Origin of the sequence: Streptomyces sp. NPDC086766 (assembly GCF_044746005.1) — a bacterium.
Taxonomy (GTDB): Bacteria; Actinomycetota; Actinomycetes; order Streptomycetales; family Streptomycetaceae; genus Streptomyces.
On sequence record NZ_JBIVBI010000018.1, the window covers coordinates 97608 to 119921 of the forward strand.

The window sequence follows — 22314 nt, forward strand, 5'->3', positions numbered from 1 at the left end:
GAGGATCCCTTGGCCCGAACCGTTGCCCGCGTGATCGTGGACGCGCTGAGCGAGCTCGGCGTGCGCCAGGTCTTCGGCGTCGTCGGCGACGCCCTCAACCCGCTCACCGACGCCATCCGCACCACCGAGGACGTGGAGTGGGTGGGCTGCCGGCACGAGGAGGCGGCGGCTTTCGCCGCGAGCGCCCAGTCACAGCTCAGCGGCACCCTCGGCGTGTGCATGGGCACCGTCGGACCCGGCTCCGTCCATCTGCTGAACGGCCTCTACGACGCGGCCAAGAGCCATACGCCGGTCCTGGCGATCGCCGGTCAGGTGCCGCTCGCCGAAGTCGGCAGCGACTACTTCCAGGAGGTCGACAACGACGCGCTCTTCAGCGACGTGGCGGTGTTCCGGGCGACGGTCACCTCCCCCGACCAGCTGCCGCAGATGCTGGAGTCGGCGGTGCGCAACGCGCTGGGCCGCAAGGGCGTCGCCGTGCTCACCGTGCCGGGTGACCTGGGCGACCGGGAGCTGACCGCCGACCGGCCGGCCCGCTTCTCTCTGAACCCGCCCGTCACCAGGCCGGAGGAGTCCGCGGTGCGCCACGCCGCGGAGCTGCTCGACCGTGCGGAGCGCGTCACGCTGCTCGTGGGCCGGGGCGCCCGCGCGGCACGCGAGGACGTACTGGCCCTGGCCGACCGCCTGGCCGCGCCGATGGTGCTCACCCTGAAGGCCAAGGAGGGCTTCGAGGGCGAGACCAACCCCTTCCAGGTCGGCCAGACCGGACTCATCGGAAATCCCGCGGCGGCCTCGGCGCTGGAGGACGCGGACACCCTCCTGCTGCTGGGTACCGACTTCCCCTACCGGGACTGGCTGCCGGAGGGCCGGACGGTCATCCAGGTGGACACCGAGGCCACCCACATCGGACGCCGGGTTCCCGTCGACGTCGGGCTCGTCGGCGACACGGGCGCGACCGTCCGGGACCTGCTCGGTCACCTGACCGCCGTGCCTCCCGGTTCCGAGGGCGCCCGCGACCGCTCCCACCTGGAGGGCGCGCGCAAGGCCTTCGAGCAGTGGCGCTCGGGCCAGGCCCGGCTCGCCGACCCGGCGCACGACAAGGGCCTGGCCGGGCGGATCCGGACCGCGCTGGACAACCGCGACCACGACATCCGCCCGGAGGCACTGGCCGCCGTCATCGACCGGCTCGCGGACGACGACGCGATCTTCACCTCGGACACCGGCATGGCCACGGTGTGGCTCTCGCGCTTCGTCGAGATGCGCGGCGAGCGGCGCCTTCTCGGCTCCTACAACCTCGGCTCGATGGCCAACGCCATGCCGCAGGCGCTCGGCGCCCAGTGCCTGGACCGGTCGCGCCAGGTCCTGGCCTTCTGCGGCGACGGCGGGCTGAGCATGCTCCTGGGCGACCTCATGACCCTGAAGACCAGCGAACTCCCCGTCAAGCTCGTCGTCTTCGACAACCGCCGATTGGGCATGGTGAAGCTGGAGCAGGAGCAGGCCGGCCTGCCGGAGTTCGGCACCGTGCTGGACAACCCCGACTTCGCCGCCGTCGCCACGGCCATGGGCATCACCGGCATCCGCGTGACCGACCCGGCCCGACTGGAGGAGTCCGTGCGCCGCGCCTTGAGCACCCCCGGGCCCGTCCTGCTCGACGTGCTCACCAACCCGGACGAGATCGCCGTCCCCGCCAAGCCGACCGTCGAACAGGGCTGGGGCTTCGCGGTGGCCAAGATGAAGGAGATCGTGCGCAGCCACGGCGACTCGGACGCGCACTGAGCCCGAACATCCGCGGTCGTGCGGGCCCGGCCGGCCTTCCCCACGCGGGGCGCGCCGGCGGGCCCGGCCGGTGCCGGAGGCGGTCACGGCGGCCGCCGAGCCCACGCGCCGGACTCGGCGGCCGTGACCGTCGCCGCACAGGACGCCCGGCTCCCCCTGGAGTCAACCGGCCGCGCCCGCGGACGCACAGCTGAGCCACCGTGAACCCGCGGACGCGCCCGCCTTCCAGGGCAGTGAACCGCGAACTGGCCTCACAGGTGCCCGACGTGAAACTTCTGGTTCAGCGGATGATGTTGTGAGTGAGACCCGCCTCCAGCAGGGCGCGCAGAGGGGCGGTGTCGGGCGTGTCGGCGACGGCAGCGTCGAGGGCGTCGTCCATGCCCTTCTCCCAGGCCTCCGGCAGGACGAGTCCGGGCTGCCCCGACCACGCGATGTCCGGGGTGGCGTGTCCGGCCTCGGCGAGGCGAAGGTGGACCATGCCCGCGAGCCCGTCGAAGATCTTGGGCCGGATGAAGTTGCGGGCGGACGGCCCGGTCAGGCGCGCCGCCTGATGCGGCTTGGGCATGCGGTCGGCGACAGCCATCCACAGCAGACCGCGGTCGAACGCGTCGAGGATCTCCTCCAAGCCGGGCAACCTGTCGTTCGACACCCCCTCGGCCGTAGCCCCTCGACGCACGCTCACCGTACTGTCCGCGCCTTGCGCCGACGAGCGGAGCGCCCTGCTCACGGCGACCCGCAGCGGCCGGGACCAGCCCTCGGCGTCGGCGACCGCACGGGCCATGACGAGGTCGTCCCAACTCATGCGCCGCAGTCGCGCCTCCTCCCGCGGCAGCGTGCGCGCCTCCAGGGCGGCGAACATCCGGTCCGGGTCGTGCAGCAGGGTGAGCGCGGCCGGCTCATCGCCCGACCCATCGGGCCGGTCGTCGGCGGGCAGCTTCTCGATCAGGGCGATCCGTTCGGCAGTCGGCGGGTGCGAGTCGTACTCGTGCGGCCGCGGCGGACGCTGCCCGGCAGAGAGCGCCGCGAGCCGCTCCCCCGTCCGGGCGGCGAGCAGCCGTCGGAAACCGCCGTACACCTCGCCCACCGGCGGCAGCGCTTCCAGCGGCCCGCCCATCGCGGCGTACGTCTCCAGGTAGTGGGTGTGCGCGGCGGCGAGCACCGGAAGATTGCGCAGCGCAGCGGCCGTCGCGTCACGGCCCGCGTGCCGGGCGGCTATCCGGTCGGCGGCGAGCTCCTGGTGGCGGGCTACGGACTGCGAGGTCCGCAGGAACATCCGGGCGTAGCCGACGTACAGGGCGCCGATCGCGTAGTGCAGCCGGGTGCTGCCCTCGCGGAAAACCCCCACGGTGTGCAGTACGGCTTTCCGGCAGCGCCTCGTGACACCGCCGAGCCGGGTGTCGAGGTTGCCGTAGTGCCCGGACTCGTGGGCGAGGACGGCCCGCAGCTGGGGGACGGTCAGCCCGGCGAGCAGCGGCAGGCCCAGGAACATGCGGCGGCGTCCGGGCAACAGCCCCAGTAGGCGGTTTTGTTCCGCGACCCCCGCGTTGACCTCGGCCAACAGGTAGAGCTCGTCCGGCGGCCGCTCCCCCGTCACTTCGGCGGCGGCGCGCACCTGTTCCCACAACTCAGCCTCATCCTGGGGCGTGACCGCGACCGCGTGTGGCTCCGGGCCCAGACGCCCGGCCCGCAGAAAATCGAAAGATCCCCCACAGGGCTCGGCCGGCCCACATGGGCGAACAACGCTCGCGGATCCTATATCCGGGTTTCCCAGCAGGTCCGCCGCGCCTGCGTGGGCCAAGGCAGAGGCCGCTCTCAGAGCCCCTTTCGGTCGGCCCACCGAAGTACGTCGGCCGGCCCCCTCCGCTCGGAATCGACAGCCGCGCCGTGGCCGCCCTGTCCGCGGCGGGGTCCGACAACAGGCCCGTGAGACGGGCGACTCATGCCGGGCCGCCGATCCCGACATCGCTCCATCGGGTTCAGTAGCCTCACGCCGCGCGGCACCGGGACGGCCTGGGAGGGGCATCGGGGGGAACCGTCCGAACCGCGGTGCCGGCTTCCGCACGGAGAGGGGAGGACTGTTGGCGAGCGCCATGGCCCTCGTCGGCCGTCAAGACCGGCGTGCCGATGTTCTTGGTCTTGCTGACCCACTGCGCAAGCGTGAGCCGTCCGGCCGAGGGAGCGGGTGTGCGACGACGGGGTGGCACGTGGCCGCGCCGGGATCGGCCGTCCTGGTGCCCGTGCTGGTCGCGGTACGTGTCGCAGGCCAGGAAATCTCGTAGGAGGGTCAGGTGCGGCGCCACGGCTGCCAGGCGGTCGTTCGTCCGGCGGACCGCCGTCGTCCGGTCGTAGTCGCTGGTCCGGCTGGGGGCTTCGATCATGGTGAGACCTCCGTTCGCTATCTCACCTTCGCCCAGCGAGGCCCCCTCGCACATCGTCCTCGCGCAGTGATTCCCGGGTACCACGGCCGCAGTATCCGGGACGCCTGCCTACAGCCGGAGCAGACGTGCAGGGGACTACGTGGGTACCTCTGAACGCGACGGTTCCGGCGCCGCGCCGACCAGGCCGCACTGGTAGGCGATGACCACGAGCTGGGCCCGGTCGCGGGCCGCCAGCTTGGTCATGGCCCGGTTGACGTGTGTCTTGGCGGTCAGCGGGCTGACGAACAGGCGCTCGGCGATCTCCTCGTTCGACAGCCCCAGGGCCACCAGCCCCAGGACATCGCGTTCCCGTGGCGTCAGGCACGCCAGCCGCTCGTGCACCTCTCCTGGGCGGGGGTTGGGCTGCGCCAGGAAGCGCCTGATCAGCGCGCCTGTGGCCGCGGGCGACAGCAGTGCATCGCCGGCGGCGACCGTGCGGACGGCCTCGACCAGTTCCTCGGGGCGCGCGCCCTTGCCCAGGAAGCCGCTCGCTCCGGCGCGCAGCGCTTCGGCCACGTGCTCGTCGTCCTCGAAGGTGGTCAGGATGAGCACCCTCACCGCTGCGAGATCCGCGGACTCGCTGATCAGCCGGGTGGCGTCGAGGCCGTCCATCTCCGGCATGCGGATGTCCATCAGCACCACGTCCGGGTGCCGGCTCCGCGCCAGCTCCACGGCCTCGTGACCGTTGGACGCCTCCCCGACCGTCTCCATGTCGCCGGTGGAGTCGAACAGCATCTTGAAGGTGCCCCGCAGCAGAGCCTGGTCATCGGCAAGCAGTACGCGAATCGTCATGCCCGTCCCTTCTTGGTGTCTCACCGATCAGCAGGCCGGGGCGCAGCGGCAGGTCGGCCGTCACGCTGAAGCCGCCCTCAGGGCGCGGTCCCGCGTGCAGCCGGCCCCCGACCGTGGCCACCCGCTCACGCATCCCGACCAACCCGTGTCCGGTGCCCGCGGGCGGCGGGGACTGCCCTGCGGTCCCCCCGTCGTCCTCGACAGTGATCGTCAACCGTTCGGGGTGATGGTGCAGGATCAGCCGGGCGTGGTCGGCCCCGGCGTGCTTGCGCACATTGGTCAGGGCCTCCTGAACGATGCGGTACGCGGCCAGATCGACCGCCGGCGCCAGGGGGGCGGCGGTGCCGTGCCGGGTGTGGCTGACGCCCAGGCCGGCGCGTTCGAAGGACGCCAGAAGCACCGGGATGTCAGCCAGGCCCGGCATGGGGTTGCGAGGCGCGACCGGATCGCCGGACTGCCGCAGCAGCCCCACGGTCACCCGTAGCTCGTCGAGCGCGGACCGGCTGGTCTCCCTGATGTCCTCCAAGGCGGTCAGTACCTGTTCCGGTTGCTGCTTCGCGAGATGGGCGGCCACTCCGGCCTGGGCGTTGATCAGTGCGATGTGGTGCGCGACGATGTCGTGCAACTCGCGTGCGATACGCACCCGTTCGGCCGCCACTCGCTGCTGCGCCTCTTGTTCCCGCGTGCGTTCGGCGTGTTCCGCCCGTTCCTCCACGGCCGCCACGTAGGCGCGGCGGGAGCGTAGGCCGTCGCCGATGGCGGCGGGCAGCGCCGTCCAGGCCAGCAATGCCGCGTTGTCGGGGTTCAGCCACGAGCGAGGGGCCCACAGGATGGCGAAGCCCACCAGGATGGCGGCGGAGGCGCAGGCGGCGGTCCAGGTGGTACGCCGGTCGGTCAAGAGGGCCACGGTGTAGACGGACAGCAGAACCGGGCTGATCACGAGCGGGCTCTCCCGGAACCCGAGGACCAGGAAGCCCACCCCGCAGCCGAGCGCGACGGCCAATACGCCGATCGGGTGGCGGCGTCGCCAGATCAGCGCCGAGCAACCGACGCCCGCCAGCACCAGGGCGGTCCAGCGTAATAGGAACCGGTGCTCGTGCGGTTCGATCGAGGCAGCCACCACGGACAGCAGGAACAGGACAGCCAGGCCCAGCGCCTCCCTCACACGAATCCGGGTCGACGCCTGCCGCCTTTCGTCGCCGATCAGCACCATGCCCCCACCGTAGGGTCGACGGCCGGATCGAGCATCACGTCGCCACTCCCGCCCACCGGGTGCGGACGGGGACGGCACCGGCCTGTCCGCCTGGCTACGGCGGGTTCCGGACCGGCCGAAGGGCACGGGCGCCGGTCACGTTCCCTGGAAGGGAGTGCCACCGCCGCTGGACGCGGCCGTCAACGCCCTCCGATACCGTGATCACACCAGCCACTACAAGGCCATCTCATCTCTGATGAGCGACAGTTGTAACATCACCCGGCGGCGGGGCGGGCCGACCGTCGGGACGCCTCCTCGGGCACACCACTCCCGGCGGAAGGCGAACCCGTGCCAGCAGAGGAAGTACGGCCTTCCCTCATGGAGAGGAAGGCCGGGTATAGCGCTGCCGCCTGGCTGATCGGTTGGGTGGTCTTTCTGGGATCCGGGTATCTGACCTCGCTGCTGCTGTTCAGTACCTGGGCGAACTGCGACATCGGCACCAACGGTGTCGATCAGCTCTTCGCATTGGTGCTCACGGCGACCGGCATGGCGACGGCGTCAACTGTGCTGTGGGCCGTTATGCGCAAGGCGACGAGTCGTCGAAGGCTGCTCCTGCCGCTGGTGTTGACGGCTCTCGCCACGGTAGTACTGCTCTGGCCGATGTCGGCCGTGTGGTACGTGTCGCCCGGCCATCCGGAGAGTATGTGCGAACCCGGCGGCAGGCCCGCGGGGTGGCCCGGTTGGCTCCCCTTGTGAGGCGGGCCAGGTGCGGCGTCGACCGCCCACCATCTTCCGTGCCACCAGCCAGCGGCGCGCTCGATGAGCGTCTCCGCTGCCACGACACCCTCGCACAGATCGCGGCCGGCTCCGGGGCCTCCGTGGGCACCGCCCTCGCCTACGCAGCCGCAGTCACGCCGACGCCACGGGAAGACCTGACCTGCCGAGGCCGGCTGGGCCTATTCACCAGGCCACCCGTCGCCTCGTATGCGGGCGTGGAGGTGTTCGTCATGCCACCCGTCCGCGTGCAATAGGGCGCCTCGCATGGTGCCTTCCAGGGCGAAGCCGGCCTTCGTCGCCACCCGACAGGATGCCGGGTTGGCCACGGAATGAGTGAGGCGCAGCCGGTGCAGGCCCAGGTCATCCATCGCCCACCGGCTGAGGCACACAGCGGCGGCGGCCATGACGCCACCACCACGACCAGTCGGCAGCATCCAGTAAAGGATCTCAGCGCTCCCGCCCTTGAGGTCGATGTCCCCCCAACCGATCAAGCCCATGGGGCGCTCACCGAGCCGCGCGACGGCCCAGATCGCTGCCTGCTCGGACGCCCAGCGCTCACCCCAGCGGCCGATCTTCGCTCGGGCATCCTCCGGGGAGACATCACGCCCTGGCCGGCTCCACTGCTGGATATCCGGATCCAGACCGGCATCCACGAGGGTCTGGGCATCGTCGGGCCGCCACGGGCGCAGTTCCACGTTCTCTGTGAGCCGGAACACCGGTTGTGCGATCCGGCTCATCCGGCCTGCGGGTACCACGGCAGGTATCGAAGGCATCACCGCTGCATCATCCCGACCGGGACTGCCCCTCGACGTCCGTCGCGAGGACCAGCGGCAAGTGCTGACAACTGAAGCCTCCCGCCGGACGCTCCACCGGACCGCACCCCCCGCATCCCAGAAGTCCCCGAGCCATGGTCGCTCGGCGTGGGGGAAGAACGCAGGTAGAGAGCGGAACTCATAACACGAGGGGTTGATCGTGATGACGGTGGCAGCGCGGCAGGGCGGGGGCGGAGGCTCCAGCGGCCTCTACGACGTCCTGGAGCTGATTCTCGACCGGGGACTGGTGATCGACGCGTTCATACGGGTCTCCCTCGTCGGCATCGAGATACTCAAGATCGACGTACGGGTCGTGGTCGCCAGCGTCGACACCTACCTCCGCTTCGCCGAAGCCTGCAACCGCCTCGACCTGGAGTCCGGCCCCCGTAAGCCGGCCGGACTGACCGAGCTGCCGGGCAAGATGAAGGAAGAGGGCGCCCGCGGCGTCGCCAAGGGAGCGCTGTCAGGCGCCGCGCAAACGATCTCGGAAGCCTTCCGCGAGGGACGCTCAGGAAAATGAGCACTCACCCCGGCGGTGTCGCCCACTCCCCCGCCCCTTCCACACGGCTCCGCCGCCGGTGAGAGCGCGGGCCCATAGAGCCGGGCCATGACGGCACCCGCCCAGCCCCGCCGCCTGCCGCACGACCTGGCAGGCGGCGGGGGCACTGGGTAGCCGCTCTCCGCCGCGCACGACGGCAGGAGGGCAGAAGCCGTCCGCCTCCGACGGGCAACGGGCACGGAGCCCACAGGGCCAGGCCCGCCGGCGTAACGGCATCCACCCCCAGGACGGCGAAGACGCCGCCCGCCGCCCGCCGCCCGCCGCCTGCCGCCTGCCGCCTGCCGCCTGCCGCCTGCCGCCTGCCGCCGCAAGCGAAGTCGCCTGCCGTGCGACACACGGCAGGCGAGCACCGGGACATCGGAAGCGCGAAGACCTACGGCCCAACCTGCGCCACTCCTTGACCGACCGGGCACCGGCCAACAGAATGTGCACGCTTGAGAGCGCTCTCAAAACGAGGGCGTCAGCACCTGGGAGGGGCCCATGTCCGGCACGGCACGCAATCACCTCACTCGACGGGCGCTTCTCGGCGCCGGGACGGCCACCGCGGTGCTGTCCCTGGTCGGCGCCGGTTCGGCCGTCGCCGCGGACCGAGCCCCGAAAGCCGCGGTGCGGGCCGGTGCCCGGGCGCGCGGCTACGCCTTCCTCGACGCGGCCATGGACGCCTACCCGGAGCACGGCACGACGCGTCTGGCCCAGAGCTACACCGACCAGGCGGGTCTGTTCAGCACCGCCTTCACCTACGACAACGCCCTTGCCGTGCTGGCCTACCTCGCGCAGCCCGGCCACGCCGCGCGGGCCAGAGCCGTGGCGCTCGGAGACGCGCTGCTGTACGCGCAGACCCATGACCCGCAGCACGACGACGGCCGACTGCGTCAGGCGTACAACGTGGGCCCGTACGTCTACTACGACGGCTCGCCGCAGCCGGACGGGTTCGTCCGCGCGGACGGCACGGTGAACGTCGGCACCCAGTTCGGCTTCACCGGTACGGCCGTCGGGGACATGGCGTGGGCGGGCATCGCGCTGGCCGCGCTGGCCGGCCGTACCGGAGCGGAACGTTTCCTGTCCGGCGCCGTCCGGATCGGCGAGTGGGTGGAGGCCAACGCCCGCACCGACGAGCCCCTCGGGGGCTACAAGTTCGGCGTCGACGGGTCCGGCGCGAAGCTCCCGTACAGCGCCACCGAGCACAACATCGACCTGACGTCGCTGTTCGGGCGGCTCGCCCGGCTGACCGGCGAGCGGGTCTGGCTGGAGCGGCGCGCCCGCGCCCAGGCGTTCGTCCACCGGATGTGGGACGCCACCGGCGGCTTCTTCTACACCGGCACCAACGACGGTGTCACCGTCAACACCTCCCCCGTCCCGGAGGACACCCAGACCTGGAGCTACCTGGCCCTGCGCGAGCGCTGCCACGCCGGATCGCTCGACTGGGCCCGCGCGCGTCTGAAGGTGACCGACACCGCGGACCGCCTCAACAGCACGGTGCCCGCCGGTCAGTCCTACGAGGGCGTCACCTTCAGCTCGGCGTCCCTGGTGGCGGACGAGAGCGCGCCCATCGCGCCGTACCAGCCCAAGCCCGACCGCAACGGCGTATGGTTCGAGGGCACCGCCCACCTCGCTCTGGCCCTGCGCGAGCGTGACGCGCCCGGCGACGCGCGGCGCGCGGCGCGCCTCCTCGCCTCCCTGGAGCAGGCCCAGGACCGGCTCGGCCAGGGTCAGACCGTGGGAGGCAGGGCCCTGCCCGAGCGGTCGGGCGTGGTGTCGGCCAGCAGCCCGCTGGACACCGGTTTCGGCTTCGGCTACTACCCGTACCGGCACACCGGCGCCACTGCCTGGTACCTGATGGCGATCGCCCGCGCCAATCCGCTGCGCAGCCACTGAAGTCCCGGGCAGCCGCTCATGCTCGCTGTGTGACTTCGCCCCCGCCGGGACGACCTGATCTCCGCCGATCGGCGGCCGGCCGGCCGCCTCGCAGGCCGAGGTCGAGCGGGTCCGGCGCGACAGCCGCGGTGCCGACCGGCGCACCACGGACCTGATCGGCACGCCCGCGACCTGCGGGCGTGCCGATCAGGCGTGCACTACCGGGACGGAGCGGAGTTCACCGCCCTCCGGGAGGATCGCCGAGATGAGCCCAGAAGGGGCCACGGGATGATCTCGAAGCCCCGAGCGCCCGGAGCGCCGGGAGGCCTGAGCCGTTGCATGCCGCGGCCCCGGCCGATACGTAATCCCACCTCCCCGCCATCGCGCATGGCCGTCGCGGTCATCGCGGAGGCTGGGCGTCGCGCGTCTGCCGTTCGGTTGCCAGGCGGAGGACGTCGGCCAGGCCGCGTTCGCCGGTGCGGTTCTCTGCGGGCAGGATGTAGGTCCGCAGGCCGCAGGCGGTCGCACCACCGTCACGGACCGGGTTGTCGCCCACCATGAGCGTGGCCCGGGGCTCGGTGCCGAGGTCGGCACACGCCTTGAAGAAGAGGCGCGGATCGGGCTTCTCGCGGCCGTGCTCGTAGGAGATGACACAGCTGTCGATCAGGTGGCTCATCCCGTGGTGGGCGAGGTGGGCGCGCAGTTCCCAGGCGAAGTCGCTGACGACGCCGATGCGGAGGCCGCTGGAACGGAGCGCGCGCAGAGTGGGCTCGGTGTCGGGATAAGGAATCCAGGCATCCGGCGCGGTGAGTTCCCGGTAGGCGGCCTCCTCCACGCCGCGCAGGAAGTCCACGTGGCGCCACCACCCGCGCATGGCCTGCCGGTGCCGCTCGGGAGACAGGTCGCGGCCCCGCTGCAGTACGACGGCCGACGGCAGTTGGAAGGCGGTGCGCAGCTGGCGGGATATCTCGGCCTCGGACCCGGGTTCCCGCCGGTGCCGAAGGTAGTGTCCAGGTCGCCCGGCACCGCGCGCGCGGCTCCTGGGCAGAAGAGCACGATTGCCGCGCCGAGGGCTCTTACCGCCCCGGCCCGGATCCATGACCGACAACTCCCGCCCCCCGTAACGGCGGACCTCGGTCCACTCGCCGTTCTGCTCGGCCACCTTCTGGGGAAGCGCGCCCGTCTGGACGAAGGCGTGGGGGCTGCCGTCTCAACTGGAGGAGCGGGTCCGGCGCCGGGGAAAGGCCAGGATCCAACCGTGCATGGTCGCGGCCGACATGCTTGCCCGGAAACCGTGCGCTGTCGGCGGCGCAAGGACCGGTCGCACGGAGCGTCGTCAGGCTGAAGTCCTGGAAGGTCCTCCGCGGAACCCGACAGCCCGGACCGCCCGCCGTCCATCTCCCCTGCCGTCCTCGCTCAGGAACGTCAGCGCCGAAGAGGCCCGGTAAGCGCGTCACGCCTACCGGTCCTGACTCGACCTGACCCTTTTGGTCAGGACCGAAAGGAATAGCGGTTCGAGCCCGTCACTCAACAGACTGTCTCTCAGTCAGCAGACGCGGGACTTCCACAGCAGGAGCGTTCCGCCAGCGCTGTCTCAGCCCGGACCAATAAGTCGGACTTTCCAGCAAAGGATCGCCGTAGCATGATTCTGAGAAACACTGCGCAGAGGCTGATCGTCATGGCCGCGATGATTTTCGGCCTCTTCGCCGCAATGTCGGTGCCGGCGAACGCGGCGTCGGGAGGCGGGTGCGGCAGTTGGGACAAGACTGATGCCTGCATCAGCAAGTCGGGGAACTACGTGTACGCAGACTTCTACCAGAACGTCACGCCGGACAGCAGCATGTACCGGGCCGTCCTGACGATCGTCAACAAGGGCGTAGCGGTCAAGTCGGCAACGTACTACCTCACCAAGACCGGGAGGTTTGGCCCTATCAGTTACAACGTCGCCACGCTTCCCGCGACCAGCGGATCCGCCTACTCCCGCGTGCAGGTGTACACGAACACGGGAGCCCTCCACTACACCATCTACAGTCCAACGCTGTACTACTAGCCCCGATGTCGCAGGACGGTCCGCCGACAGAATCGGCGGGCCGTTTCACATTTCGTGGCCGATGGCGGGCAGGCCGGGAGGGCCTGGCACCGGCCCCACAGCCCGGTACCTGATGGCGATCGCCCGCGCCAACCCGCTGCGACGCCAGTGGAGTCCGGGACCCTGCTCATGCCGGCTGGGCGTCTCCATAAGACAGTAGGCCACGCGACTCTCCCTCCCCACAGCAGGGCTTATCGAGATAAGTGAGCCCCCAGAAGGCGACCGATTACGGCTTCTATCAGTAGAGCGGGTACGGGTTGTAATTGCAGTATTGCCCTTGCTGCAGTTGACCGTTGGTGTCGATCCACGTAAACGTGTAGCAGTCCTTTGACGGGGCAGCCGAAGCCGACTCAGCGGCCGCGCATGCGATCCCGGCGGCCAGTGCGGCGGAGATAGTCCCGAGTGCGAAAGTTCGTATGATCCGAATTATCATTAGAACCACGTACTTTCCTCACATAAGCTGGTCCTTTTCCTTACTACCACGACACCTGGATCTCCGCCACTTGGCACGACTGGGGTGCGCTCGATGAGGCGGCGCCCGCAAGTCACGGCATTGGCCCCGACGCCGGCGGAACCTGTTCGAGGCCGTCACAGAGCGCATCGCTGGCGCTCTTGCCGGGGTGGAACCGCCACGCCGGGTACGGCAGTTCCTCCTCGCCGCGCAAGAACTGCTGGACCCTTGCCGAGCACGCCGGACAGGCATTCCCCCGCAGTCTGTAGCACCTGCCTCCCCGAGCCGAGCGAGCCGCCGACGCAACCTGCGGCGGCGTCCGTGGTTTCGTCATCAAGTACCTGCGTGACGACGACAGCACCACCAGCCCGAGGACGCTGCAGACGGTGCGCGCGCATCCAGGTTTGGACCAGCAGTGTTCCCGCCGTGTTCCCGCCGGTGTGTGAGCAGGCGATTACGCCTCCGTGAAGCGAAGCTGAGGGTATGAGCATGAGAAATGAGCGTCCGGTGAGTGCCGAACAGATCAATGCAGCGTTGAGCGCTCTGGGGGCTGTACCGGTGACGGATCAGGAAGCGCGCTCCGAGGGATTGCAGGAAGGCGACCGCCTGCGGCTGCTGGGCAATCTACTCGCCAAGACAGAGTTGGAGATCACCACCGCGACGCGTCTGTCCGAGGAGGGGGAGATCGAGGACGTCCTCGACACGATGCTCGGGTGGGCGGATCAACTGGGCCCCGATCCCGGCCTGGCGGTCAACGTCCTGACGAACAGACTTCAGCGCACTGCCATGCAGGTCTCGGAATCCGAGGCGGAGGAAACCCCGCCGGGGCGGGAGGCGTCCTTCGCGGCGGCGATGACGGCGTTGTACACCTTCAGTGCCCAGCTGCACGCCGACCGGGGTGACATCGAGGGGACCCGCCGGGCTCTGGGCGGGGCGGAGGAAGCCCTCATCGACATCATGCAGGGCATGCATGACCTGCGTGTGGCCATCGGCGACACGGCCGAAGAGGACGAGGGATCAGCGGGTTGACGTCGGGGATCCGGAGAACCCTGGTTGCCGCTGATATCGATCACCCATTCGTGCGGACTGAGACCTCACCGCTGGCGGCGAACCGCGTGCAGCGAGGCGGCCGGGCGAGACCGGGGCACCTCTCAGAGGACGTCGCGGATGAGATCGGGTTCATCCGGCTCCGCGTCGTGCCGGTGGCCGCCTTCACCGAACAGCTCGCCGAGGGCCATGGCCGGGAACCGCAGGGGTTCGTCGCGCCCTTCCAGCCGGATCCGTACCCTCCACTGGCCGTCACGGTGCTCGAGGAGCACGTCGACCCAGTCCGGCCCGAAGGCCTGGAGACCCACCAGTTCGGGGCCGCCCTCGGGACCGTAATCGCGGTGGGTCGGCAGCGAGGCGAGGTCCTGGATGAGCCACGCCAGGTGGGCCCAACCCGGGGATGCGGCGTCCGGCATCCAGTACCGGCCGGCGCGCTCCGTCTCCTCGGTGGGGATGGCGCGGCCGTCGCTGGTGGCGCCACGCCGACGGGAGGCCTGCGTGTCGCAGAACTCGAAGGTGCGCGTGGACACGTCCATGCGGCGCAGCTCGATCCCTTGTGTCCCGGCGCGGAAAACGAGGTCGGAGACGCTGAGAAGAAAGGCCGCCGTCGCGTCGTCGGCGGAGGGCCGTTCGCTCGGTCCGTTCGCGGAGGGCGATTCGTAGGAGCCGACCGTCATCGTGCGCGTCCGGCGCCTCTTTCCGCGCGCCGTCATGATGCTTCCCCTCGGGCTCGTGCGGATGCCGCCCCGGCTGGTCTTCCGGGGCGGCATCCATGCTAGCGATCTCCTGACGCATGCTCAGGTGATCGGGACGAGGCTGCCCTTGCTGACCTTCAGTGGCTTGTAGGAGAACACGTACTGGTCGCCGAGGGTGGTGTTCAGAGGCGTCATACGCGGCTTGAACTTGGTGTTCACCCAGGTCGGACACTTCTCGGTGCCCACGCAGAAAGCGGTGACCGCGCCGAAGAAGGCGAACCGGCCGCGCCCGCCGGTGGGGGTCATCGTCTCGTCGGTGGCCAGCAGCATCTTGCGGCGGTCGACGATCTTGCAGCGGCTGCCGGAGCATTTGACGTGGTGGGCCCAGCCGGTCAGGTTGTAGCGGGGGCCCTTCAGATGATCGATGTTGGGCGACTTGGCCAGCCAGCCGACGATGCCGTACTTGGTGATGTTGTGCTTCTTCTTGATCTTGGTCCAGCCGAAGCCGACCATCTTGCCCTTCTTGTTGCGGTAGTACTCGCCCAGGCGCAGTGGCAGCTGCTGCTTCTTGCTGCGGGAGTAGTCGAACTCCTTGAGCACCTTCAGCTTCGTGAAGGCCTTGGCCTGCACCGACTGCGTCTGCTGCGGGGCCTCGTTCTGCACCGCGTCGGCCGGCGCGGCACCGGCGAGCAGAGCGGCCGCCACGGCGCCGACGCCCGCCATAGGCATCTTCTGCATGCTGTCCTCCCCGTGATCGTCCCCCTGGACAAGGGGGGACGATCACCGTAAGGAAGCGGCAGCACTACTCTCCATTGTCTCTTTGTGCACATCCCTTTCAGGCAGTCTCAGGCCTCGGCGACAGGCTCACCGCTCATTCCGATATGAGCGGAGGCCGAGCAGGCGGCCCCGCGTCATCGAGCGGACTACGCCGCGACGACCCTCACCATTAACGCTGCTGACCGAAAGCCGACTTGTCCTAACAGGCAGTGCCCCAAAGAGCAATAGTTTTACGAGCGTTGAAGCGCATAACGTGCTCGCCTCACGGACGGCGGCCCCGCCGCGGGGCCGCCCTTCCATCAACGAGGGGACACACACATGCGCATGAGCGCGCCCAGAAAGGCCGTCATATCCGCCGGTCTCGGCACCCTCCTGCTCACCGGCGTCAGCACCGCAACCGCGCAGGCCGCACCGGCGCAGTACAGCATCACCGTCGCCCCGGCCGTCAAGACCGTCTACGCCGCTACGGACGCCGCCGCGAGTTGCAGGCTCAACACCATCACCATCACCCGCACCAGCATGTGCATGGATGTCGGCGCCCGCGTCGACCTGCGAAAGAACGGCAAGCCGGTCGGCTCCGCCTCCTTCGACATCAAGCACTCCATGACGCTGAAGACCAACAAGCTGAAGTGGTCGGAGAGCTTCACCGTCGGCAAGGCCAGGCTCGTCAACGCCGGCGGCATCCACGTCGCGGTGTCCGTCGGCGGCGGCAAGGGCGTCAAGACCGCCGTCAAATTCCCGCAAGGGTCCACCCTCGGCCCAGCCCACAAGGGGACGGTCGGCTACGCCGCCAGCGTCGGGAAGAAGAAGCAGCTCAGCAGCCCGGCCTCCTACCGGTTCACCTTCACCAAAGCCGGCTACACGGCCGGCGGCTTCACCTACAAATCCGCCAAGTACCGCTGCGACGACACGTTCTGGGGCCCCAAGAAGCGCACCAAGAACCCCGGCTGCGTCTTCCCGTCCGCCTCTCCCGTCTTCACCCTCTCCCGCAGCGACGCGAAGGTGAGGCAATCCGCCAACCACATCCTCGACGCCCAGCGCAAGATCGCCGGTCACCCGGGCGCCTCCACCCCGCTGCACCGCATCACCAGCGAGAAGACCATCAACGCCCACCGCAAGGCCATGTGCGCGAGGGTGCACAACCCCGACCCCAAGAAGTACGACTGCGACGAGTACCCGTTCGCCGCCAGCAAGGAGGGCGGCAACCCGGCCCGCGGCAGCACCCGCATCATCTCCGCCGGTGACAACCGCAGCGCCGGCGCCCGTCTCGGCGGCTTCTACAAGGCCCAGCGCGTCCTCGACGGCGACGGCTACTACGTCCACATCAAGTAGGACGTGCAACGCGCCTGCCACAGGTGCGGTCTAACCTTCCAGCACGTACTCGGCAGGCACAGCCAGCACGATGGGGGTTCTCCATGCAGCGTTCCAACTGGCCGCTCCTTGAAGGCCGTACCCGCCCGCTCAAGATGAAGGAGTGGGGCGACTTGGCCGTCATGGACCCCGACGCCGGCAAGCAGCCGCGCGGACACGGGTTCCTGGCGGCCGAGAAGGACTGGCTGCACATTGACGCCGGAAGCGCCCTGGAGAACCCCATCGTCACCCTCTACGCCGGAGCTGACCCGGGCGCGGAAAGCGGCTGGGACGAGGTCGAGGAGATCACCGTGATCTCCACGACCGGCTTCCTCGCCCTGTGCGACAGCGGATACGAGCCGCTGCGCAAAGAGAACCTCGCCACCGCCGGAGTCGGCCCCTATCTGATCCGCGTCCATGCCAGCGACCGGTCGTTGGACGGCAAGAGGCCCCGCTTCCTCATCCAGGTCATCCCGGGCGAGCGCACGGGGGCCGAGCCCGAGCCGCCCTCCTGCACGATCGAGGAGGCCGCCGGCCCCCTCCTGGTACGGACGTCTTTCGAGCAGCCAGGTGAGTGGACGCGCATGCTCCACGCCCTCGAAGGAGGCTCGGAGCAGTACGAGTCGATCACCGTCATCGACAATCGCGCCTACGCGGGCTTCACGGCGGATCAGATTCAGGCGCGGATCGGGCGCGATGACGAGGACTGGCCCGACAGTACTCTCGTTCTCATCGCCGACGAGCGGGCGCTGGCCTCCGCCGAGTTCCCTTTGCTGGCCGTGAACAACCTGCCCGACGAGGACGACGCTCCGTTCAGAATCACCCTCACAGCGGCCGGTTCCTTCGTAGTCAACATGGAGCTCGCGAACACGAGCTTTGGTGACTGGAGCCGGGGTGTCGACGCCGACGGCGTCTACCGGGAAGAGCACTACTGACAGTGTTACTGGCGGCAGTGTTATGGGGGCCCACACCATGCGGGGTGGGCCCCCATAACACTGTTCACCGGCGACACCGGCACGCGAGTTCCCGGATTCCTTCAAGCGTGCCACGAGAAGAATCTAGTGGTGGTGCAGACGGTCGCCTGAAAAGGCATTGCACCTTCAGGCAGTGCCCGACCGGGCCATGCCTGAAGTGACAATTTCCGGCGGGCAGTTCCGCCCGTAAGGTCGTGGACGTTCACACGGAAGCCCATATGACACGGGAGTCGCGCATGCTCATGTCCACGACCGGCCGTCTCACCTCTGCCGCCATCGCCACCATTGCCGGGATCACCGTTCTCGCCCCGGCCGCGCACGCGGCCGAGACCGGCACGGCGAAGCCGGCTGCCAAACTGACCGTCACGGCCTACGAGAAGTACCTGAAGCAGCAGAGCACCCCAGCCGCGAAGAAGGCGGCCGCCCAGTTCGCCAAGTTGAGCAAGAGTCAGAAGCAGGTCTTCGTCAAGACCCTCCAGGACCAGAAGGTCTACAAGGCCCTCACCGGCAAGGCCTGGGGCAAGATCCGCAACGTCACCACTGTCGACCGCTACGACAAGAACGTCACCTTCGTCACCAAGGTGTCCTTCAAGACGACCAAGGACAAGGCCCGTACCACCACTGCGAAGTTCTCGGTGACGGAGAGGATCTTCAACATCCCCGTCACCACCGAGGGCGCCACGCTCGTCTACCCGACCGTCGGCAAGCTCCCCGGCACCACCAGGGCCAGCACCGACGTGTTCAACATCAACGCCGCGATCAGCATCGACGCCACCAGCAGCGTCAAGGGCAATGACGCCAGCGGCCGCATCACCGCCCTCCCGCGGGTGAAGACCTTCGGGAAGACGGCCGTCAAGCGGGTCACCCTCCACGCCACCAGGACCGCCTTCATCGGCCGGCTCGTCAACCAGAAGTAATACCCATCGCGGGGGTCGCTCTCCCTCAACTCCGAGGAGAGCGGCCCCGGCCCAGCCAGAGCATCTTGAACACTTGACGAATATGGCCTCTTCGGGCAATGCCCGTACGGGAGCCCCACCGATGGGCGAGAGGCAGTGTCCAACGCATTTTCAGCCAGGGTTGGTTGGCGCGCTTTAATGGCGTGAGCGCTTGATTGACGGTGGGTAGATTGGGGTTCGGTCGCAGCCGTAACCAGGCCACGGGGGTCTGCTGGAGAAGTTGCGACCAGGAAGGACCGGAATGACCCAACGGTCCGACGGCGGAAACACGTCCTGTCCCTACCGGCGTACCGGGTACAGACCCGATCCTGGCGTACGTCAGCTGGAGAGTCTCACCCAGAGAGAAAGAGAAGTTCTGCTGCTGCTGGGAACCGGGCAGGGCAACCGTGAGCTGGCACGGGAACTGGGGATCGCAGAACGCACGGTGAAGGCGCACATCGCGAACATCGTGGCAAAGCTGGGACAGCAGACGCGGACACAGGCCGCGATCGTCTCCGCCCTGACCCACGGATCACTGTGCACCGACCCGAGGTGCTCGCGGCACCTCGGCCAGGTATGGGGCCAGCGGCGGAGGCCGTTTGTCGCGTGAGGCGGTGAACAGCCACGCTTTCTGAAAAGAACATCGCGCCGAAGCCTGTTCGGGGCGGTGGTGCCGGGGTGGTCGCGCCGCCGGCCCCGACCGGCTCGCGGCATCCCACCTCACCTTCGGGCAATGCCCTTACGGGAGGGCACGTAGCGGCCCCAGAATGGCGTGAACATGCAATAGATGAGCAGGTAGGTTGGCTGATGGTTCGCCGCAGCAACCAGGCCACGGGGGTCTGCCGGGAAACGCGGCGTCCAGAAAGGGACCGGAATGACCACACGGTCCGAGGTAGCGGAGACCGCCTGCTCCTACCGGCGAACGGGCCAGAACCCGGAGCCCGGCGTCTGGCGGCTGCGGGCGCTGACCGACCGAGAAAGAGAAGTACTGCTGCTGCTGGGGACGGGTCTGGGCAACCGCGAGCTGTCCAGGGAGCTGGGGATCGCCGAACGCACGGTGAAGGCGCACATCGCGAACATCGTGGCAAAGCTGGGACAGCAGACGCGGACACAGGCCGCGATCGTCTCGGCCCTGGCCCACAATGCGTTGTGCACCGACCCTTCGTGTTCCCGGCACCTCGCCAAGGTCGTAGGCCAGTGGCGCGAGCCTACCCTCGCGTAGGCGGACGGGCCCGCCCGCTTCCAAGGGGGCGGGCCCGGCGCCGGTCACTGCGTGTCAAGGCACCGGCCGGACACCGGTGTCCCAGCCACCAGGTGCGAGAGCCCGACGATCGCCTCGTCCGTCCTTACCGCACGCGTGAGGACCGCAACCTGAGTCGCCGGCGTACGGCCGAACGTCACGATGACCTTCCGCTCCGGCGTCGACTGCCGCAGATCGATCACCCAGTCCACCCCGTCCGCCTCGAAGCACGGATCCTCCGTAGCCAAAGGTGAGTTGACACCGCAGCGCAGGATCACATCCTGGGCACCCCACACCACTACACCCTCAAGACCCACGGACCGGCGCTCTTTGCCCGCCAGCACGCTCGGCGCCTTCCGGGTGACATCCCGGCAGTGCGCATCCCCCGCACCCTTGGCAGCCGTCAGCCCCCGCTCCGGGTCGCCCAGCAGATGAGTCGCCATCACTCCCCCCGCCGTCAGAACGACGATGCCGGAGACGGCAACCCATGCGAGAGGGCGCAAACGCGTCATGAGCGGAAGTCGTCCTCCCGTGAGTGAGACCGGTGCGAGGGCCACCGTAGGCCACCGGATCAGCCGACCGCACACCGGGTACACGGCACCTCCCTCTTGGACGATGCCCGATGGGACACCTCCCCAACAGACGTAGCGGGCAGCTCAGTTGGCGCCTACGTTCGAGACGCGTCATGTTGATCAAACGGGGAGGAACCCATGCGTAAGACAGTCGGCTCACTGCTGCTCACCGCAGTTGCCGCCGGAACGGCGACCGGGCTCACCGCGCCGGCGGCCAATGCCGCACCCCAGGCCAAGGACCCCTACGCCCACACCCGCCTGGAACGCGTCTGGGCGCCTGGCCACATCTGCCTCTCGATGGGGGGCAGCACCAAGAACAACGCGCGAGTCACCGTCGGCAAGTGCTCCAAGACCGACAAGACGCAGCGGTGGACCCTCCACCGGCTCTACAAGAACCAGTCCCTGTTCACCATCAAGAACGACAAGTCGGGCAAGTGCCTGAACGTCGACAAGAAGAGCCGCATCGTCCAGTACACCTGCCACTCCGGCTGGAAGGCGCAGCGCTGGATGCTGGGCGGCTCGGAGATCTGGAGCCAGGCCCGCAACGGCAAGGTCATCGCCTCGAACTCCACGAAGGCCGGATCGCACCCCTACCTGGAGAAGTCCGGCGACTCGAACCCGGCCCGCGGACGCCAGGAGTGGGGCCTGTCCTGACCCCGTCCGGGGGCGGCTTCCAGGGTGTCGACCCCCTGCGCGCGGAAGCCGCCCCCGGCACACTACCGGGCCTTCAACACCCGCTACAGGCAGGCGTCTTGAGGCCACCGCTTGATCCAAGGAGTCGTTTCTTGAACATCAACCGCACAGTGGGACGCTGGTGCGCGGCAGCTGCGCTTCCCGTCGCCCTTCTCGCCACCACCGTGGCCAACAACGGATCCGCCGCCGCAGCCTCCTCCGCGCCAAAGGAGGCCGCGTTCGTCCTCGATGCCGCGACCGGCACCTTCACCACCGGTAAGGCCGCTCTCAGCTCCAGTGCCCCGCACACGGTGAAGACCTACACGGGTCAGGCCACCGACAGCCAGATCCTCGCCGCCGGCTCCCAGCACGTCATCGCCGACGTGACCCTCGCCCACTCCCCCGACCAGGCCGAGCGCGCCGCCTGGGCGGCCTCGCCCACATTCGTCGACCTGTCGTGGCCCGACCTCGGCGCCAAGACCTACACCGTCATCCGTGACGGCAAGGTGATCGCCAGGACCTCCGGACACAGCCTCCGCGACACCGCGATCACTCCCGGCTCGGAGCCCTCCTACCAGATCAGCGGTGCCGCGAAGGGCCTCGGCCACACCTGGGGCCTGAACGTCACCGTCCCTGCCGGCGACACCCCCACGGCGCTCGCCCAGACCGCCCGGAAGGTCGAGGCCAAGGCCAGGAAGTACACCAAGACCGTGGTGACCTGGCGGTCCTTCATCCGGCAGCGCTGGGTGACCGTACCCAGCTACATCAGCAAGGTCGCCGGCTGCAAGTACGGCAGTGCCTACAAGTACAAGGGCGACGGCCGCGGCTTCTCCAAGGCCGTCTCCGGCACTTCCTTCCGCGCCGGTGTCCGCGGCATCGTCTACTGGACGAAGTCCTCCTACGACCTCTTCCCCGAGACCGGATGGACCAAGGTCTACAACAAGAAGGGGAAGCTGATCGACAAGCGGAAGGCATCGACCAAGAAGATCGACTTCCGCACCAAGACCCGGTTCGACGGCAAGACCCGCGCGGTCCACGGGCAGATCGAAGCCACCGACCCGTTCTGCCCCAAGTCCGGCATCCGGCGCGCCGGCATCGGCGTCTACTACGACGCCCGCCTCGCCCGCAACGGCGACTTCTACGTGTCCGGCAAGGCCCGCCCCGCCCCGGACCACGAGATGTACCTCTTCGGCTACACCAGCGGCAACAAGCACTCCGCGAAGACCGTCTACCAACACAAGATGAGCACCAAGAAGTTCAGTGGCCTGGAGTGCCTCTTCGCCCGCGCCTGCGAGCCCAGCACCATATCCAACAACGGCGGGTACTAGCAGTCCTC

21 protein-coding genes are annotated in these 22314 nt (G+C 69.1%); 13 read left to right on the forward strand and 8 right to left on the reverse strand.

The genetic code is table 11. The annotated features are described in order from the left end of the window. The first annotated feature begins 9 nt into the window (after window positions 1–9). A complete protein-coding gene (locus ACIPM1_RS28050; RefSeq protein WP_402439241.1) occupies window positions 10–1773 on the forward strand; it encodes a thiamine pyrophosphate-dependent enzyme in 1764 nt (587 codons plus the stop codon). A gap of 280 nt (window positions 1774–2053) precedes the next feature. Here the strand turns inward: ACIPM1_RS28050 and ACIPM1_RS28055 are convergent, their stop codons facing one another. The 3 genes from ACIPM1_RS28055 to ACIPM1_RS28065 form a co-directional block, all read right to left on the reverse strand. Further along, window positions 2054–3397: a M48 family metallopeptidase gene (locus tag ACIPM1_RS28055; protein ID WP_402439242.1), complete on the reverse strand. Its 1344-nt coding sequence runs from the start codon at window positions 3395–3397 to the stop codon at window positions 2054–2056. 889 nt (window positions 3398–4286) lie between these two features. Further along, window positions 4287–4982, reverse strand: coding sequence for a response regulator transcription factor (locus ACIPM1_RS28060; protein WP_356190558.1), 696 nt, complete (start codon window positions 4980–4982; stop codon window positions 4287–4289). Then, window positions 4954–6195, reverse strand: a complete 1242-nt coding sequence (locus ACIPM1_RS28065; RefSeq protein ID WP_402439244.1) for a sensor histidine kinase — start codon at window positions 6193–6195, stop codon at window positions 4954–4956. The genes ACIPM1_RS28060 and ACIPM1_RS28065 overlap by 29 nt, the downstream gene beginning before the upstream one ends. Before the next feature lie 357 nt (window positions 6196–6552). Here ACIPM1_RS28065 and ACIPM1_RS28070 point away from each other — a divergent pair, with 357 nt between their 5' ends. Continuing rightward, window positions 6553–6930, forward strand: coding sequence for a hypothetical protein (locus ACIPM1_RS28070; protein ID WP_402439245.1), 378 nt, complete (start codon window positions 6553–6555; stop codon window positions 6928–6930). Between the two features lie 200 nt (window positions 6931–7130). Here ACIPM1_RS28070 and ACIPM1_RS28075 read toward each other — a convergent pair whose 3' ends face one another. Further along, window positions 7131–7688, reverse strand: a complete 558-nt coding sequence (locus tag ACIPM1_RS28075; RefSeq protein ID WP_402439247.1) for a GNAT family N-acetyltransferase — start codon at window positions 7686–7688, stop codon at window positions 7131–7133. Window positions 7689–7926: 238 nt separating this feature from the next. On the opposite strand from ACIPM1_RS28075, the gene gvpJ reads away from it, so the two are divergent. Then, window positions 7927–8283, forward strand: a complete 357-nt coding sequence (gene gvpJ, locus ACIPM1_RS28080) for a gas vesicle protein GvpJ (protein ID WP_356190566.1) — start codon at window positions 7927–7929, stop codon at window positions 8281–8283. Between the two features lie 519 nt (window positions 8284–8802). Continuing rightward, entirely contained in the window at window positions 8803–10197 is a 1395-nt protein-coding gene (locus ACIPM1_RS28085) for a Tat pathway signal sequence domain protein (protein ID WP_402439248.1), read from the forward strand. A gap of 379 nt (window positions 10198–10576) precedes the next feature. Here the strand turns inward: ACIPM1_RS28085 and ACIPM1_RS28090 are convergent, their stop codons facing one another. After that, window positions 10577–11050 (reverse strand): HAD family hydrolase, encoded by a 474-nt coding sequence (locus ACIPM1_RS28090; protein ID WP_402439249.1) that lies wholly within the window; start codon window positions 11048–11050, stop codon window positions 10577–10579. Window positions 11051–11818: 768 nt separating this feature from the next. On the opposite strand from ACIPM1_RS28090, the gene ACIPM1_RS28095 reads away from it, so the two are divergent. Then, window positions 11819–12226, forward strand: coding sequence for a hypothetical protein (locus tag ACIPM1_RS28095; protein WP_402439251.1), 408 nt, complete (start codon window positions 11819–11821; stop codon window positions 12224–12226). Window positions 12227–13223: 997 nt separating this feature from the next. Next, a complete protein-coding gene (locus tag ACIPM1_RS28100; RefSeq protein ID WP_402439253.1) occupies window positions 13224–13745 on the forward strand; it encodes a hypothetical protein in 522 nt (173 codons plus the stop codon). Between the two features lie 122 nt (window positions 13746–13867). Here the strand turns inward: ACIPM1_RS28100 and ACIPM1_RS28105 are convergent, their stop codons facing one another. Both ACIPM1_RS28105 and ACIPM1_RS28110 read right to left on the reverse strand, forming a co-directional pair. Beyond that, window positions 13868–14476: a hypothetical protein gene (locus ACIPM1_RS28105; RefSeq protein WP_402439255.1), complete on the reverse strand. Its 609-nt coding sequence runs from the start codon at window positions 14474–14476 to the stop codon at window positions 13868–13870. An 84-nt stretch (window positions 14477–14560) separates the two neighbouring features. After that, a complete protein-coding gene (locus tag ACIPM1_RS28110) occupies window positions 14561–15196 on the reverse strand; it encodes a hypothetical protein (protein ID WP_402439257.1) in 636 nt (211 codons plus the stop codon). 363 nt (window positions 15197–15559) lie between these two features. On the opposite strand from ACIPM1_RS28110, the gene ACIPM1_RS28115 reads away from it, so the two are divergent. The 5 genes from ACIPM1_RS28115 to ACIPM1_RS28135 all read left to right on the forward strand — a co-directional run bounded on the left by ACIPM1_RS28115 (window position 15560) and on the right by ACIPM1_RS28135 (window position 19716). Further along, window positions 15560–16567, forward strand: coding sequence for a NucA/NucB deoxyribonuclease domain-containing protein (locus ACIPM1_RS28115; RefSeq protein WP_402439259.1), 1008 nt, complete (start codon window positions 15560–15562; stop codon window positions 16565–16567). An 83-nt stretch (window positions 16568–16650) separates the two neighbouring features. Beyond that, complete coding sequence (locus tag ACIPM1_RS28120; protein WP_402439260.1) at window positions 16651–17520, forward strand: DUF6924 domain-containing protein; 870 nt, start codon at window positions 16651–16653, stop codon at window positions 17518–17520. A 275-nt stretch (window positions 17521–17795) separates the two neighbouring features. Continuing rightward, the gene (locus tag ACIPM1_RS28125; protein ID WP_402439262.1) at window positions 17796–18476 is read left to right on the forward strand and encodes a hypothetical protein; all 681 of its coding nucleotides are present in this window, start codon (window positions 17796–17798) and stop codon (window positions 18474–18476) included. 280 nt (window positions 18477–18756) lie between these two features. After that, entirely contained in the window at window positions 18757–19104 is a 348-nt protein-coding gene (locus ACIPM1_RS28130; protein WP_402439264.1) for a response regulator transcription factor, read from the forward strand. A gap of 264 nt (window positions 19105–19368) precedes the next feature. Beyond that, the gene (locus ACIPM1_RS28135; protein ID WP_402439266.1) at window positions 19369–19716 is read left to right on the forward strand and encodes a LuxR C-terminal-related transcriptional regulator; all 348 of its coding nucleotides are present in this window, start codon (window positions 19369–19371) and stop codon (window positions 19714–19716) included. Between the two features lie 44 nt (window positions 19717–19760). Here the strand turns inward: ACIPM1_RS28135 and ACIPM1_RS28140 are convergent, their stop codons facing one another. Then, window positions 19761–20246, reverse strand: a complete 486-nt coding sequence (locus ACIPM1_RS28140) for a DUF3515 family protein (protein WP_402439268.1) — start codon at window positions 20244–20246, stop codon at window positions 19761–19763. Between the two features lie 198 nt (window positions 20247–20444). Between ACIPM1_RS28140 and ACIPM1_RS28145 the strand changes: the two genes are divergently transcribed. Continuing rightward, window positions 20445–20960 carry a ricin-type beta-trefoil lectin domain protein gene (locus ACIPM1_RS28145; RefSeq protein ID WP_402439270.1) on the forward strand — a complete coding sequence of 172 codons (516 nt, stop codon included), beginning with the start codon at window positions 20445–20447 and terminating at the stop codon, window positions 20958–20960. A 131-nt stretch (window positions 20961–21091) separates the two neighbouring features. Next, on the forward strand, window positions 21092–22306 hold the full coding sequence (locus tag ACIPM1_RS28150) for a hypothetical protein (protein WP_402439272.1): 1215 nt from the start codon (window positions 21092–21094) through the stop codon (window positions 22304–22306). Window positions 22307–22314 lie beyond the last annotated feature (8 nt).

Coding starts and splice junctions, on each gene's coding strand:
- ACIPM1_RS28060 (WP_356190558.1), bottom strand. CDS start 4,982: ATGACGATTCGCGTACTGCTTGCCGATGACCAGGCTCTGCTGCGGGGC.
- ACIPM1_RS28065 (WP_402439244.1), bottom strand. CDS start 6,195: ATGGTGCTGATCGGCGACGAAAGGCGGCAGGCGTCGACCCGGATTCGT.
- ACIPM1_RS28070 (WP_402439245.1), top strand. CDS start 6,553: ATGGAGAGGAAGGCCGGGTATAGCGCTGCCGCCTGGCTGATCGGTTGG.
- ACIPM1_RS28075 (WP_402439247.1), bottom strand. CDS start 7,688: ATGAGCCGGATCGCACAACCGGTGTTCCGGCTCACAGAGAACGTGGAA.
- gvpJ (WP_356190566.1), top strand. CDS start 7,927: ATGACGGTGGCAGCGCGGCAGGGCGGGGGCGGAGGCTCCAGCGGCCTC.
- ACIPM1_RS28085 (WP_402439248.1), top strand. CDS start 8,803: ATGTCCGGCACGGCACGCAATCACCTCACTCGACGGGCGCTTCTCGGC.
- ACIPM1_RS28090 (WP_402439249.1), bottom strand. CDS start 11,050: ATGCGCGGGTGGTGGCGCCACGTGGACTTCCTGCGCGGCGTGGAGGAG.
- ACIPM1_RS28095 (WP_402439251.1), top strand. CDS start 11,819: ATGATTCTGAGAAACACTGCGCAGAGGCTGATCGTCATGGCCGCGATG.
- ACIPM1_RS28105 (WP_402439255.1), bottom strand. CDS start 14,476: ATGACGGCGCGCGGAAAGAGGCGCCGGACGCGCACGATGACGGTCGGC.
- ACIPM1_RS28110 (WP_402439257.1), bottom strand. CDS start 15,196: ATGCAGAAGATGCCTATGGCGGGCGTCGGCGCCGTGGCGGCCGCTCTG.
- ACIPM1_RS28115 (WP_402439259.1), top strand. CDS start 15,560: ATGAGCGCGCCCAGAAAGGCCGTCATATCCGCCGGTCTCGGCACCCTC.
- ACIPM1_RS28120 (WP_402439260.1), top strand. CDS start 16,651: ATGCAGCGTTCCAACTGGCCGCTCCTTGAAGGCCGTACCCGCCCGCTC.
- ACIPM1_RS28125 (WP_402439262.1), top strand. CDS start 17,796: ATGCTCATGTCCACGACCGGCCGTCTCACCTCTGCCGCCATCGCCACC.
- ACIPM1_RS28130 (WP_402439264.1), top strand. CDS start 18,757: ATGACCCAACGGTCCGACGGCGGAAACACGTCCTGTCCCTACCGGCGT.
- ACIPM1_RS28135 (WP_402439266.1), top strand. CDS start 19,369: ATGACCACACGGTCCGAGGTAGCGGAGACCGCCTGCTCCTACCGGCGA.
- ACIPM1_RS28140 (WP_402439268.1), bottom strand. CDS start 20,246: ATGACGCGTTTGCGCCCTCTCGCATGGGTTGCCGTCTCCGGCATCGTC.
- ACIPM1_RS28145 (WP_402439270.1), top strand. CDS start 20,445: ATGCGTAAGACAGTCGGCTCACTGCTGCTCACCGCAGTTGCCGCCGGA.